The organism is Sphingomonas sp. Ell38C01 (genome assembly GCF_055231975.1).
On record NZ_JBUYVA010000001.1, the window covers coordinates 326,217 to 341,075 of the forward strand.

Sequence of the window (14,859 nt, forward strand, 5' to 3'; positions counted from 1 at the left end):
CGAAACGCAGGAGGACGCAGCATCATGACCGAAGCCGACTTCCTCACCGCGCTCCGCCGCCTCCCGCTCCACCCGGGCGCACACGGCCTCGCCGACGACACCGCCACGCTCGGCGCGTACACGCTCACCACCGACACGCTGGTCGAAGGCGTCCACTTCCTCGCGACCGATCCCGCCGACGACGTCGCGTGGAAGCTCGTCGCGACCAACCTGTCCGATCTCGCCGCCAAGGGCGCGACGCCCGAGGGCGTCACGCTCAACTATCCGCTGCGCGACGCCGCCTGGGACCGCACCTTCCTCGCCGGCCTCGCGGCCGCGCTCGCCGCGCTCGACTGCCCGCTGCTCGGCGGCGACACCGTCACGTTGCCCTTCGGCGCCCCGCGCATCCTGACGCTCACCGCGTTCGGCGCCGGCGCGCTCGCCCCCCCGCGCAGCGGCGCGCGCGACGGCGACGCGCTCTACGTCACCGGCACGATCGGCGATGCGGGCGCGGGCCTCGCGATCGCACTTGGACAGGACGGCCCCGCGACGCTGCTCGCCGCCTATCGCCGCCCGCGCCCGCGCGTCGACGACGGCCGCCTTCTCGCCCCCCATGCGCATGCGATGATGGACGTGTCCGACGGCCTGCTGATCGACGCCGCACGAATGGCCGCCGCCAGCGGTCTCGGCGTCACGATCGCGCTCGACGCGGTGCCGCTGTCCGACGCGTACCGCGCCTTCGCCGGGCACGACCGTGCCGCCCGCCTGGCTGCGGCAACCGCCGGCGACGATTACCAGCTCCTCCTCGCCGCCCCCGCCGATATCCGCCTGCCGCTCCCGCTCGCCCGCATAGGGCTGTTCGAGGTGGCACCCGGCCTGCGCCTCACCGATCGCGACGCCCCCGTCGCATTGCCGGGCCGGCTGGGTTTCGAGCACGCGACGCCCGCCCCCTTGCGCGCCACGCCGCGACAGGCGTAGCCTCGCGCCCGAACCCTGCGGACACGACCCGGCGACACGACCGGGCCGGCCGTGCGGGAGAGGACCAGGGAAAGGATCAGGATGACGACAGTCACCATCGCGATGCTGTGCGGCGCGATCGCCGTGCTCTATGGCTTCATCACCAGCAGGCAGGTGCTCGCCGCCTCGCCGGGCAACGAGAAGATGCAGGACATCGCCGCCGCGATCCAGGAGGGCGCGCGCGCCTATCTCGGCCGGCAGTATCGCACGATCGCGATCGTCGGCGCGGTCGTCGCGGTGATCGTCGCGTGGTTCCTCGGCCCCGTCTCCGCGGGCGGCTTCCTGATCGGCGCGATCCTGTCGGGGATCACCGGGTTCATCGGCATGAACGTCAGCGTGAAGGCGAACGTCCGCACCGCGGAGGCCGCGCGCACCTCGCTTCAGGGCGGGCTGACGATGGCGTTCCGCTCCGGCGCGATCACCGGCATGCTCGTCGCCGGGCTCGGGCTGCTCTCGATCGCGGGGTTCTTCTGGTATCTCACCGGCCCCGCGGGGCACGCCCCCAACGACCGCATCGTGATCGATTCGCTCGTCGCGCTCGCGTTCGGCGCGTCGCTGATCTCGATCTTCGCGCGGCTGGGCGGCGGCATCTTCACCAAGGCGGCGGACGTCGGCGCGGACCTCGTCGGCAAGGTCGAGGCAGGCATCCCCGAGGACGATCCCCGCAACCCCGCCACGATCGCGGACAATGTCGGCGATAACGTCGGCGACTGCGCGGGGATGGCCGCCGACCTGTTCGAAACCTACGTCGTCACGCTGGGCGTCACGATGGTGTCGATCGCGCTACTGGTGAAGGCGGACGCGGCGGACCTGCTCAAGCTGATGTCGCTGCCGATGATCGTCGGCGGCGTGTGCATCATCACCTCGATCGTCGGCACCTACATGGTCCGGCTCGGCAAGGGCCAGTCGATCATGGGCGCGCTGTACAAGGGCTTCTGGACGACGGTGATCCTGTCGATCCCGGCGATCTACCTTGCGACGCAGTACACGCTGGGCGACATGCACGCGGTGATCGGCGGCGCGGGCTTCCTCGATCCCGCCTCCGACGCGCTTACCGAAGGCACCGCCGCGACCGCCTCCGCAGCCGCGTCGTTCACCGGCATGGACCTGTTCTGGTGCATGATGATCGGCCTCGCGCTCACCGGCGCGCTGGTGTGGATCACCGAATATTACACCGGCACCAACTACCGCCCGGTCCGCAGCATCGCGAAGGCGTCGGAGACGGGCCACGGCACCAACGTGATCCAGGGCCTCGCGGTCAGCCTCGAGAGCCCCGCGCTGCCCACCCTCGTCATCTCGGTCGCGGTGATCGCCACCTATCAGCTCGCGGGCGTGATCGGGATCGCGTTCGGCGCCACTTCGATGCTGGCGCTCGCCGGCATGGTCGTCGCGCTCGACGCGTACGGTCCGGTCACCGACAATGCGGGTGGCATCGCCGAGATGGCGGGCCTGCCCGACGACGTCCGCCAGCGCACCGACGCGCTCGACGCGGTCGGCAACACGACGAAGGCGGTGACGAAGGGCTATGCGATCGGCTCCGCCGCACTCGCCGCACTCGTCCTGTTCGGCGCGTACACCACCGATCTCGCGGAGTTCTTCCCTGATCTCACCGTCGATTTCAGCCTGTCCAACCCGTATGTCATCGTCGGGCTGCTGCTCGGCGCGCTGCTGCCGTTCAGCTTCGGCGCGTTCGGGATGACCGCGGTCGGCCGCGCAGCCGGTTCGGTCGTGGAGGACGTCCGCGCGCAGTTCCGTGACGATCCCGGCATCATGGCGGGCACCAGCCGCCCCAACTACGCGCGCACCGTCGATCTGGTCACCCGCGCCGCGATCAAGGAGATGATCGTCCCCAGCCTGCTTCCCGTCCTCGCGCCGATCGTCGTGTATTTCGTCATCACGCTGGTTGCGGGACAGGCCTCGGGCTTCGCCGCGCTCGGCGCGCTGCTGCTCGGGGTGATCGTGTCGGGGCTGTTCGTCGCGATCTCGATGACGTCGGGCGGCGGCGCATGGGACAATGCGAAGAAATACATCGAGGACGGCAACCATGGCGGCAAGGGCAGCGAGGCGCACAAGGCCGCGGTGACGGGCGACACCGTCGGCGATCCCTACAAGGACACAGCCGGCCCCGCGGTGAACCCGATGATAAAGATCACCAACATCGTCGCGCTCCTCCTCCTCGCTGCGCTGGCGGGCACGGGGGGCTGAGCGTACCCGCCACGTCGCCCCGGCCGCGGTCCGGGGCGACCGAAAGGGGATGAACCCGCCGCGTCCATCCCCTAAGGCTCGCCGCCATGACCGACGACGCCACCCGTTCCCGCTTCCCGCTTCCCTACCAGATGCTGGCCGGGTTCGTGATCGGGCTGGCCGGCGGACTGATCGTCAACATGACCGCGGGCGACGCGGCATGGGTGACGACCGTCACCACCTACGTCACCGGCCCCGCCGGGCAGATCTTCCTGCGCCTGCTCTTCATGCTCGTGATCCCGCTGCTGTTCGCCGCGCTCGTCACCGGCGTCGCGGAGATGGGCGACATCGCCGCGCTGAAGACCACCGGCGTCCGCACGCTGGCCTATACCTTGCTTCTCTCCGCGATCTCGGTCGCGATCGGGCTGGCGCTGGTCAACCTCATCCGCCCCGGCGACGGCGTCGATCCCGAAACCGCCCGCGCGCTGCTGGCCCAGGCGGGCAGCGGCGCGAAGGCGATCGTCTCGCAGTCGCGCGAGGCGCCCGGCGCGGTCGATTCGGTGCTCGCGATCATCCCCTCCAACGTCATCAAGGCGGCGGCGGACGACGATATCCTCGCGCTGATGGTCTTCGCGCTCGCGTTCGGGATCGGCCTCGTCCTCGTGCAGTCCAAGGCGACCGAGACGCTGCAGCGCGCGATCGAGGGCATCCTCGAAGTGACGATGGCGCTGATCGGCCTCGTCATCCGCCTCGCCCCGATCGCGGTGGCGTGCTTCATGTTCAACCTGGCCGCGGTGTTCGGCGCGGACATCCTCGTCCGGCTCAGCTGGTACGTCGCGACCGTGCTGGGCGCGATCGCGCTCCAGCTGCTCGTCACCTATTCGCTGGGAGTATGGCTCGCGGCCGGCATGTCGCCGCGCCGCTTCTTCTCGGGCGCATGGGAGGCGATGGTGATGGCCTTCTCCACCGCGTCGTCGAACGCGACGCTCCCCACGTCGCTGCGCATCGCGGAAAACGAACTCAAGCTCCCACGCAAGATCGCCCGCTTCGTCCTGACGATCGGCGCGACCGCGAACCAGAACGGCACCGCGATCTTCGAGGGCGTCACCGTCCTGTTCCTTGCGCAGTTCTTCGGCGTCGATCTGGGGATCGGGCAGCAGCTGATGGTGATGCTGGTGTGCATCCTCGGCGGCATCGGCACCGCGGGAGTCCCCGCCGGGTCGCTCCCCGTCATCGCGCTGATCCTTGGCATGGTCGGCGTGCCTCCCGCCGCGATCGGACTGGTGCTGGGCGTCGATCGCTTCCTCGACATGTGCCGGACGATGCTCAACGTCACCGGCGATCTCGCGATCGCAACGATGGTGGCGGGGCGACAGGGAGAGGAAACCGCCTCCGGTTCGGGTCAACAAAGGAGCGAACCAAAGCCAAACTGATCGGATTTGGATATCGGGAAACGTTGCCCGCGTATCGAAATGGCCGATCGTGCAGTCATGACGAACCAGCTCTATTACGGCGATAATCTCGACGTCCTCAGGGCACACGTCGCTGATGCATCGGTCGATCTGATCTATCTCGATCCGCCGTTCAACTCGAACGCCAGCTACAATATCCTCTTCCGCTCGCCGACCGGGACCGGGGCCGACGCAAGCATCCAGGCGTTCGACGATACCTGGGCATGGGGGCCCGCGGCGTCGAGCGCATTGATGGACATCACGCAAAGCGGCAACCACGCGCTTCACACGCTGATGCACGCAATGCGCACTGCGATTGGCGACAACGCGATGATGGCGTATCTCGCGATGATGGCGGTGCGTCTGGTCGAGCTTCACCGTGTGCTCAAGCCGACGGGCAGCCTCTACCTCCACTGTGATCCGACCGCGAGCCATTATCTCAAGCTGGTGCTGGATGCGGTCTTCGGGCCTTCGAACTTCCGTAACGAGATCGTGTGGGATTATTCGTTCCGGCTGATGGACCTGCCCCATTTCTTCAACCGCAAGCACGACGTGATCCTGTTCTACGCCAAGGGCCGCGACGCCTTCTTCAGGATGCCCAAGACCGCGTGGACGCGCGAAGCGCTGGAGGCCTCGCGCAAGCAGAAGATCCATCGCGACGCGCTGGGGGTGGAGTGGATCTGGATGCCGGGCGCCCGCGGCAATTCCAAGAACAAGCTGCGTCGGGTCGACGAGATCATCGCCGGGGGAAAGGCGATGTCCGACGTCTGGCAGATTCCCGTCCTGTCGTCGTCATCGCGCGAACGCCTGGGCTATCCCACCCAGAAGCCCGTCGCCCTTCTCGAGCGGATCGTCGCGGCGTCGTCTAACCCCGGCGACGTCGTGCTCGATCCGTTCTGCGGGTGCGGCACCGCGGTCGATGCTGCGCAGAAGCTAGGACGGCGCTGGATCGGAATCGACGTGACGCACCTCGCGATCGGGCTGATCGAGAAGCGGCTGCGCGAGGGATATGGCGACGCGGTACAGTATGAAACGATCGGAAGCCCGCGCGACCTTGCTTCGGCGCAACGGCTCGCCGCGGATGATCCCCACCAATTCCAGGCCTGGATCACGCTCAAGCTGGGGGGCTGGCCCTGGATGGGAGGCAAGAAGGGCGGCGATCGCGGAGTGGACGGCTATTTCTATTATGTCGGCGAGGATGGGAAGACCGAAACCGGCGTCATCTCCGTCAAGGCGGGCGCGAACGTCAACCCCGGCATGGTCCGCGATCTGGGCCGCGTGATGCAGCGCGACGGGCACCGCATGGCGCTGTTCGTCTGCGCCGCGATGCCCACCCGCGGGATGGAAGACGAAGCCGCCAGCCACGGCCTGATCGAAACCGAGTTCGGCCGCTTTCCCGCGCTGCAATGCTTCACGCTCGCCGATCTGTTTCAGAACCGCAGCCCCCGCCTGCCCCCGCTCGTCAGCCCGAACCGCAAGGCCCCCCGGGTGGAAACGCGCGCGTCGCACACCGCCGGTGCGCAGGGTGCGCTGATCTGATTCCGGTTGATCGGTCCGTAGCGCTTCCCTTTCGGCCACTTAAGCGCTAAAGGCGCCCGTCCGATTTTTCGCACATCCGGAAGGTTTTGTTTGGCCAAGGAAGAACTCCTCGAAATGCGCGGGCAGGTGGTTGAGCTGCTGCCCAACGCGATGTTCCGCGTCCGTCTCGAGAACGATCACGAAATCCTGGGGCATACCGCGGGCAAGATGCGCAAGAACCGCATCCGCGTGCTCGTCGGCGACGAAGTCCTCGTCGAGCTGACCCCCTATGACCTGACCAAGGGGCGGATCACCTACCGCTTCATGCCCGGTCGCGGCGGGCCCGGACCCTCCTGACGACGCAGGCGGCCGTGCCGCTCGTTCTCGCCTCCTCCTCGCCGCGCCGGCGCGAGCTGCTCGCGCGGCTCGGCGTCGTGCCGTCGCGTGTCTGCGCGCCCGATATCGACGAGACGCCGCTGACGGGCGAGTTGCCGCGCGTCTATGCGCTGCGCCTCGCGGTCACCAAGGCGCAGGCGGTCGCGCGCGAGGTCGGCGAGGTCGTGATCGCGGGCGACACCACGATCGCGCTCGGCCGCCGCATCCTGCCGCCGGCGGACACCGAGGCGGTCCAGCGCGACCTGCTCGCGAAGCTGTCCGGCCGTCGCCACCATGCGCTGTCCGCGATCTGCGTGATCGCCGCCGACGGCCGCATCCGCACCCGCCTCGCCGACACGATCGTCGCATTCAAGCCGCTGTCGGCGCGCGAGATCGACGCCTATGTCGCGTGCGGCGAGGGGCTGGGCAAGGCGGGCGGCTACGCGATCCAGGGCCGCGCGGAGGCGTTCGTGCGCTATCTGTCGGGCAGCCATTCGGGCGTCGTCGGGCTGCCGCTGTTCGAGACGCGCGCGTTGCTCGAATCGTCGGGCATCGCGCTTGGCTGAATGGCTGTACGAACGCGGCATCGGCGAAGCCCGCGCCGCGCTCGTCGATCGCGACACGATCCTGAAGGCGCGCGTCGCGCGTGACGGCGCGCTGGTCGCCGGCGCGATCGTCCGCGGGCGCGTCACGTCGGTGTCGCCCCGCGCCGCGAGCGTGCTCCTCGACGACGGCGCCGAGATACTGGTGCCCCCCGCCGGCCTCGCCGAAGGCCGCCCCGCGACGATCGCGATCACCCGCGAGGCGATTCCCGAGCCCGGCCGCCCGAAGCGCGCGCGGGGCGTCCGGACCGACGACGCCCCCCGCCCCGCGCCCGACCTGCGCGCCCGATTATCCCACAGCCTCGACACCCACCCCATCCGCGAATGCCGCGCGCACGAGGCCGATGCGCTCGAGGCGGCGGGCTGGTCCGAGGCGATCGAGGAGGCGCGTACCGGCGCAATCGCGTTCGCGCTCGGCGCGTTGCGGATGGCGCCCACGCCCGCGATGACGCTGTTCGACGTCGACGGCGACGCCGATGCCGCCACGCTCGCGGTCGCTGCCGCCACCGCGGTCGCCCGCGCGATCGTCCGCCACGATATCGGCGGGTCGATCGGCATCGATTTCCCGACCGTCGAGGGCAAGGCACAGCGTGCCGCGGTCGCCGCCGCGATCGACGCCACGCTGCCCCATCCATTCGAGCGCACCGCGCTCAACGGGTTCGGTTTCCTGCAGATCGTCCGCCCCCGCCCCCGCGCATCGCTCCCCGAGATCGTCCGCGCGGACCCGGTGCTCACCGACGCGCTCGTCGCACTCCGCACGATCGAGCGCACGCCGCCGGGCGCCTCGAACGCGTTCGCGCTGCCGCCGGCGGTGCGTGCGCGGATCGAATCGCGCCGCGACTGGCTCGACGCGGTGGTGCGCCGGACGGGGCGCGTCCCTATCTTCGCGCCATGACCAAGCGTTCGACCTGCCCGATCTGCCGCAAGCCCAGCGATGGGGAGCACACCCCCTTCTGTTCGCGCGGCTGCCGCGACCGCGATTTGCTGCAATGGCTGGGCGAGGGCTATCGCCTCCCCGGCCCGGCGATCGACGCGAATGACGCAACCGGGCTGGACAGCCGCGAAGACCGCGACTAAAGGCGCGCTTCCCGTTCACGAACGGGATGTGCCCGGGTAGCTCAGTTGGTAGAGCATGCGACTGAAAATCGCAGTGTCGGCGGTTCGACCCCGTCCCCGGGCACCATCCTTTTTCCGGTAACGTGCTGATCCGGTTGCGCGTCCGTGCGACCCCCGCGATAGTGGCCTTCAGTCCATTCGGGGGTTTCATGAAACTGCACGCACTCGCGATCGTCTCGCTCGCCGCCATCGTCGCGCATCAGGCCGCGGCCCAGGTCGCCGCCCCGCCTGCCGCGACGGCAACCCAGGCGCCCGAGGACGAAGCGCTCCGCAATACGCAGGCCCCGTCACCGCTGCCCCGGCCCGCCGCGACACCGGCCGCCGCGCCTGTGCCGATCGCCGTCGCCACTCCATCCAAGCCGCGCAAGTGGGATGTCAACGCCCCCGAGGGCGCCACCGTCCGCCAGGTCCCGATCCGCACCAGCGAGGGCAGCTGGATCGATCTCGACGTCAGCCGCGACGGCAGCACGATCGCGTTCGCCTTGCTTGGCGACATCTACACGATGCCTATAACGGGCGGCACGCCCACCCGGATCGCGGAAGGGCTGGCGTGGGAAGTCCAGCCGCGCTTCTCCCCCGATGGCCGGCGGATCGCCTTTACCTCGGATCGCGGCGGCGGCGACAATATCTGGGTGATGAACGTCGACGGCAGCGACAAGCGCCAGGTGACGAAGGAGGATTTCCGCCTCCTCAACCAGCCGAGCTGGAGCCCCGACGGCCGCTTCCTCGTCGCCAAGAAGCATTTCACCACCGGCCGCTCGCTCGGCACCGGCGAGGTGTGGATGTACCACGTCTCGGGCGGCGCGGGCGTCGTCCTGGTCAAGCGCGCGAGCGAGGTGCTCCAGAAGGAACTCGGCGAGCCCGTCTATGCCGCTGACGGCAAGTCGGTGTTCTACACGCGCAACGTCACGCCCGGCCCGACCTTCGAATACGCGCAGGATTCGAATACCGACCTGTTCGACATCGAACGCTACGACATCGGCACCGGCGAGGTGTCGAAGGCGGTTACCGGCGCGGGCGGCGCGGTCCGCCCCACCCCCTCGCCCGACGGCAGGAAGATCGCGTTCGTCCGCCGCGAGGCGACGCGCTCGAAGCTCTACGTCAAGGATCTCGTGTCGGGCATCGAGCGCAAGATCTACGACGATCTCGACCAGGACGTGCAGGAGACCTGGGCGGTCACCGGCGTCTATCCCAACATGGCGTGGACCCCCGACAACCGCTCCGTCGTGTTCTGGGCAGGCGGAAAGATCCGCCGCGTCGATGCCGACGGCACGGGCGCGCGCGAGATCCCGTTCGCGGTCGACGACACCCGCGGCGTGATCGACGCGCCGCACCCGCAGATCGCGGTCGCGCCCGATCGCTTCACCACCGCGATGCCGCGCTTCGCCGCGGTGTCGCCCGACGGCCGGACGGTGGTGTTCGAAAGCCTTGGCAAGCTGTGGACGAAGCCGGCCGCGGGCGGCACCGCGAAGCGGCTGACGAAGGGCGGCGACGGTTTCGAGCTGTTCCCCAGCTGGTCCGCCGATGGCCGCACGCTCGTCTATGTCGCGTGGACCGATACCGGGCTGGGCCATATCCGCACCCTGCCCGCCACCGGCGGCACCCCGCGCGACGTCACCGCACAGCCCGGCCACTATGCCCGGCCCCACTTCTCGCCGGACGGGAAGACGATCGTGTTCGAACGCGCGTCGGCAGGCGGCCTCACCAGCCCGACCTGGGGCGGCGACCCCGGCGTCTATCGCATCGCCGCGACCGGCGGCGACATCGTCCGCGTCGCGCGCGGAATGGGCGCGCCGCAATTCGGCGCCGCGAACGACCGCATCTTCATGGTCACGGACGACAGCAAGGACGGCAAGACGCAGCGCCAGTTCGTCAGCACCGACCTGAACGGGCAGGATAAGCGCGTCCACGCGACGGGCGAGCTCGCGACCGACTACGTCGTCTCCCCCACCGGCGAATATGTCGCGTTCCGCCAGAACTATGCCGCGTTCGTCGTCCCGCTGATGCCGGGCGGCCAGTCGGTCGCGCTCGCGCCGGACACCAAGGCGCTGCCGGTGACGAAGGTCAGCGCGGGTGGCGCGGACTATATCCACTGGTCGAACGACGGCGCGCGACTCCACTGGACGCTCGGGCCGACGCTCTACACCGTCGAAACCGCACGCCTCTTCCCCGACGCGCCCCGCGCCGAGGGCGCTCCCGCTTTCGTCCCGCCCGCCACCGGCGTCTCGCTCGCGATGGAGACTGCCGCCGCGAAACCCACCGCGACTGTCGCGCTCACCGGCGCACGGCTGGTGACGATGAAGGACGCATCGGGCGGGATCGTCGACGACGGCGTCGTCGTGATCCGCGGCGACCGCATCGTCGCGGTTGGCCTGCGCGCCTCCACGCCCATCCCCGCGGGCGCAACGGTGATCGACGTCGCGGGCAAGACGATCATCCCCGGGCTGATCGACGCGCACGCGCACGGTCCTGCGGGCACCGACGAGCTGATCCCCGAGCGCAACTGGTCGATGATGCAGAACCTCGCGCTCGGCACCACGACGATCCACGATCCGTCGAACCGGTCGAGCGAGATCTTCGCCGCCGCCGAGATGCAGCGCGCCGGGCTGATCCTCGCGCCGCGCATCTTCTCCACCGGCGAGATCGTCTATGGCGCGAAGGCGGCGGACGTGTACGCGCAGATCGACAGCCTCGACGACGCCCTCGCGCATGTCCGCCGGCTGAAGGCGCAGGGCGCGCATTCGGTGAAGAACTACAACCAGCCCCGCCGCGAACAGCGCCAGCAGGTCGTCGAGGCCGCCCGGCGCGAGGGGATGCAGGTGGTCGCGGAGGGCGGCTCGCTGTTCGGGCTGGACATGACGCACATCGCGGACGGCAATTCGACGCTGGAGCACAACATCCCGCTGTCGACCTTCTACGACGACGTCCTCCAGTTCATGCCCGCGACGAAGACCAACTACACGCCCACGCTGGTCGTCACCTTCGGCGGGCTCGCGGGCGATCCCTATTGGCGGCAGGCGACCGACGTCTACGCCAACCCGCTGCTGCGCGCGCACACCCCGCCCGCCAAGCTGCTCGCCGACACCGCCCGCCGGATCAAGGCGCCCGAAAGCGACTTCGTCGACGACGACAATGCGCGCGAGGCGAATAGGCTGGCGAAGCGCGGCGTGCTCGTCTCGATCGGCGCGCACGGGCAGCAGGCGGGCATCGGCGCGCATTGGGAGCTGTGGTCGTTCGTCCGCGGCGGGATGACGCCCGTCGAAGCGCTGCGCGCGGGCACGATCGTCCCCGCCCGGTCGCTCGGCATGGCGAACGACATCGGCTCGCTCGAGGTGGGCAAGCTCGCCGACCTCGTCGTGCTCGATGCGGATCCGACCGCGGACATCCACAACAGCGACAAAGTGTCGCGCGTGATGCTCGGCGGGCGGCTCTACGACGCCGCGACGCTGAACGAGGTCGCGACCGGCACCGCGAAACGCGGCCCGTACTGGTGGGAGGTCGCGGCGAAGTAGGGCGAACCACCGCCACTCCCATGCAATCCGTCTATATGCACACCAAGCGTTCGAAAGGCCGCGTGCCTTGACGCTGGTCGCCGCCGGCTGTCACCTTCGCATCCGATACGGACAGACCGGATCCGCGCAGGCGATGACCTGCGTGACCGTCGGCCGACGCAGGAGGCCTGGCGGGCGCGTGATCGTGCCCGCGCCGCACGCACCCGCAAAACCGGGGCGTCGCGATCACATCATCGGGGAATTGCACATGCGCCTGCTCCATCTTCGCTGCCACCTCGCCCGCTCGACCGCACTGGTCGCCGCCACGCTGGTCGCATCGCATGCCGCCGCGCAGACGACGCCGCCCGCCACCGAAGCGCCCGCCGCCGACCCATCCACCGACGCGCCCGAGCTGGTCGTCACCGGATCGCGCATCGCGCGCGACGGCTTCGAATCCCCCACTCCGCTGACGGTGCTGTCGCAGGAAGCGATCCGCACCCAGTCTCCCACCAACAACATCGCCGATTTCGTCAACCAGATCCCCTCGGTCGCGGGCTCTACCCGCCCCGCCAACTCGCGGCTCGCGATCAGTTCGGGGCTCGCCGGCATCAACGCGCTCAACCTGCGCAACCTGGGGACGGAGCGCACGCTGGTGCTGCTCGACGGGCGCCGTTCGGTCGGTTCGTCGATCACGGGCGCGGTCGACGTCAACGATTTCCCCCAGTCGCTGGTGAAGAGCGTCGAGATCGTCACCGGCGGCGCGTCTGCGGCCTATGGGTCGGACGCGGTATCGGGCGTCGTCAACTTCATCCTCGACAAGCAGTTCAAGGGGGTGAAGGCGAGCCTGGAGAACGGCGTCACCACCTATGGCGACGGCCACAACTACCAGATGAGCCTCGCCGCCGGGTTCGGCTTCGCCGAGGATCGCGGCCACATCCTGCTGTCGGGCGAATATGCGCACCGCGACGGCATCTTCCGCAACGATCGCGACTGGAACCAGCGCGGCGACCGCACCATCACCAACCCTGCCTACACCGCCACCAACGGCCTTCCGCAGAATCTCGTCGTCACGCAATCGGGCGTATCGAACCTGCTGCCCGGCGGCATCATCAACGCCTCGACGCTCAACACCGGCGCGGCCTCGACGCTGCTGCGCGGCACCTATTTCGGGCAGGGCGGCGCGATCGGCCAGTATCAGTACGGCGCGATCACCAACACGACCAATACCGTCGGCGGCGACTGGGAACTGGCCGATGGCAACCGCCGCATCGGGCTTGATGCGGAGGACGATCGCAAGTCCGTCTTCGCGCGCGCCAGCTTCAAGTTCAGCGACGCGATCGAGGTGTTCGCGGAAGGCTCCTACGCCCGCCACGAATCGCTGTTCAATGCCGGCCCCTCGCTGACCACCGCCGCCACGCTGACGTCGGACAACGCGTACCTGATCCAGACGTTGGGCACCGCGCGCATCGCATCGCTCAACTTGCGCAGCGTCTCGCTCGGCACCTCGGCGGAGGACCTGCCCTATCGCAAGAACGCCAACGAACGCTCGGTCCAGCGCTATGTGCTCGGCGCAGAGGGCAGGTTCGGCGTCTTCGGCGGCGACGTCCGCTGGGACGTCTACGGCCAGTTCGGCAAGACCAAGACGACCGAGCGCTCGCGCGACATCCTCAACACCGCGCGCCTCGCGCTTGCGACCGATGCGGTCTTCGCCCCCGCGGGCAACGCCGCGAACGTCGCCGCGGGGACGATCGTGTGCCGCTCGACGCTGACCGCGCCGACCAACGGCTGCGTGCCGCTCAATCGCCTCGGCGTCGGCGTCGCGAGCCCTGCCGCGGTCGCCTATGTGATCGGCGATCCGTTCCGCAACCAGGAGTTCAAACAGACCGTCGTCGCGGGCAACCTGTCGTTCGATCCCTTCTCGACCTGGGCGGGCAAGGTCTCGATCGCGACCGGGGTCGAGCACCGCAAGGAAGAGGTCTCGGGCGCGGTCGAAACCCAGTACCGGACGGGCTGGGCGGTCGGCAACTACCTCCCCACCTTCGGTAGCTATTCGGTCACCGAGGGCTATCTGGAGGCGCTCGTGCCGCTCGGCCTCGGACTCAACCTCAACGGCGCGGTCCGCGCGACCGACTATTCGACCTCGGGCTACGTCACGACGTGGAAGCTCGGCGCGACGTTCGAGCCGATCCCCGACATCACGCTGCGCGCCACCCGCTCGCGCGATATCCGCGCGCCCAACCTCAACGAGCTGTTCCAGGCCGGCACCTCGCGCACCAACACGCTGAACGATCCGTTCAACGCCAACGCGGTCACCCAATTCCTCGAGGTGACGAGCGGGAACACCAACCTGAAGCCGGAGATCGCGAACTCGACCAGCGTCGGCATCGTGCTCCAGCCGCGCTTCGTTCCCGGCTTCTCGCTGTCGGTCGACGGGTTCGACATTCGCCTGCGCGACGCGATCGGGCAGGTGCGCGCGCAGGAGATCGTCAACCGCTGCTTCCAAGGGCTGACCGAATATTGCTCGGCCTTCACCCGCACGCCGGGCGGCACGCCCGCGCTGACGGTGCAGCTCAGCCCGTTCAACTTCTCGCGCGTCACCGTCCGCGGGATCGATTTCGACGCGAGCTACCGCGTGCCCGTCGGCGGCGGCGCGGTGACGCTGCGCGGGATGGCGACGCACTATATCCGCAACTACACCAACAACGGCATCGACGCGCCGTACGACAGCGCGGGCGCGAACGGAGACGGCGGCACCCCGAGCTGGCTCTATCGCGCCACCGCGACCTACGCGAAGGACGCGTTCATCCTGACCGGCGCGATGCGCGGGATCAGTTCGGGGACGATCAGCAACAGCTATGTCGTCTGCTCGACCGCCTGCCCCGCCTCGACGATCGCGAACCCGACGATCAATGCGAACCACGTCCCCGGCGCGGTCTATTTCGATCTGAACGTCACGCAGGGCTTTAGCGTCGGCAATGCGAGCGCGCAGCTGTTCGCCAACATCAGCAACGTGTTCGATCGCGATCCCGCGCTCGTCCCCACCGGCGGCACCGCGACGAACCTGACCTATTACGACTATCTCGGCCGGCTCTTCCGCGTCGGCGTGCGGTTCGACCTGAAGTAATC

Annotated in this window: 10 protein-coding genes and 1 tRNA gene; all 11 read left to right on the forward strand. The window is 69.1% G+C overall.

Annotation, left to right across the window (positions count from 1 at the left end; all coding sequences use genetic code 11):
* Positions 1–24 precede the first annotated feature (24 nt).
* The 11 genes from thiL (at position 25) to ACV7NO_RS01610 (ending at position 14,857) form a co-directional block, all read left to right on the forward strand.
* On the forward strand, positions 25–957 hold the full coding sequence (gene thiL / locus ACV7NO_RS01560; RefSeq protein WP_463404283.1) for a thiamine-phosphate kinase: 933 nt from the start codon (positions 25–27) through the stop codon (positions 955–957).
* An 81-nt stretch (positions 958–1,038) separates the two neighbouring features.
* Complete coding sequence (locus ACV7NO_RS01565) at positions 1,039–3,201, forward strand: sodium-translocating pyrophosphatase (protein WP_463404284.1); 2,163 nt, start codon at positions 1,039–1,041, stop codon at positions 3,199–3,201.
* Positions 3,202–3,287: 86 nt separating this feature from the next.
* Positions 3,288–4,613 (forward strand): dicarboxylate/amino acid:cation symporter, encoded by a 1,326-nt coding sequence (locus tag ACV7NO_RS01570; protein ID WP_463404285.1) that lies wholly within the window; start codon positions 3,288–3,290, stop codon positions 4,611–4,613.
* 39 nt (positions 4,614–4,652) lie between these two features.
* Entirely contained in the window at positions 4,653–6,170 is a 1,518-nt protein-coding gene (locus tag ACV7NO_RS01575) for a DNA-methyltransferase (RefSeq protein ID WP_463404286.1), read from the forward strand.
* A gap of 90 nt (positions 6,171–6,260) precedes the next feature.
* The gene (gene infA / locus ACV7NO_RS01580; RefSeq protein ID WP_022685627.1) at positions 6,261–6,506 is read left to right on the forward strand and encodes a translation initiation factor IF-1; all 246 of its coding nucleotides are present in this window, start codon (positions 6,261–6,263) and stop codon (positions 6,504–6,506) included.
* Positions 6,507–6,520: 14 nt separating this feature from the next.
* A complete protein-coding gene (locus tag ACV7NO_RS01585; protein WP_463404287.1) occupies positions 6,521–7,090 on the forward strand; it encodes a Maf family protein in 570 nt (189 codons plus the stop codon).
* The gene (locus ACV7NO_RS01590) at positions 7,083–8,021 is read left to right on the forward strand and encodes a ribonuclease (RefSeq protein ID WP_463404288.1); all 939 of its coding nucleotides are present in this window, start codon (positions 7,083–7,085) and stop codon (positions 8,019–8,021) included. Before ACV7NO_RS01585 ends, ACV7NO_RS01590 begins: the two co-directional genes overlap by 8 nt.
* Entirely contained in the window at positions 8,018–8,203 is a 186-nt protein-coding gene (locus tag ACV7NO_RS01595; RefSeq protein WP_463404289.1) for a DNA gyrase inhibitor YacG, read from the forward strand. Before ACV7NO_RS01590 ends, ACV7NO_RS01595 begins: the two co-directional genes overlap by 4 nt.
* Before the next feature lie 30 nt (positions 8,204–8,233).
* Positions 8,234–8,309 (forward strand) — tRNA-Phe (locus ACV7NO_RS01600).
* Positions 8,310–8,391: 82 nt separating this feature from the next.
* On the forward strand, positions 8,392–11,754 hold the full coding sequence (locus tag ACV7NO_RS01605; RefSeq protein WP_463404290.1) for an amidohydrolase family protein: 3,363 nt from the start codon (positions 8,392–8,394) through the stop codon (positions 11,752–11,754).
* Between the two features lie 247 nt (positions 11,755–12,001).
* On the forward strand, positions 12,002–14,857 hold the full coding sequence (locus ACV7NO_RS01610) for a TonB-dependent receptor plug domain-containing protein (protein WP_463404291.1): 2,856 nt from the start codon (positions 12,002–12,004) through the stop codon (positions 14,855–14,857).
* Positions 14,858–14,859: the final 2 nt, after the last annotated feature.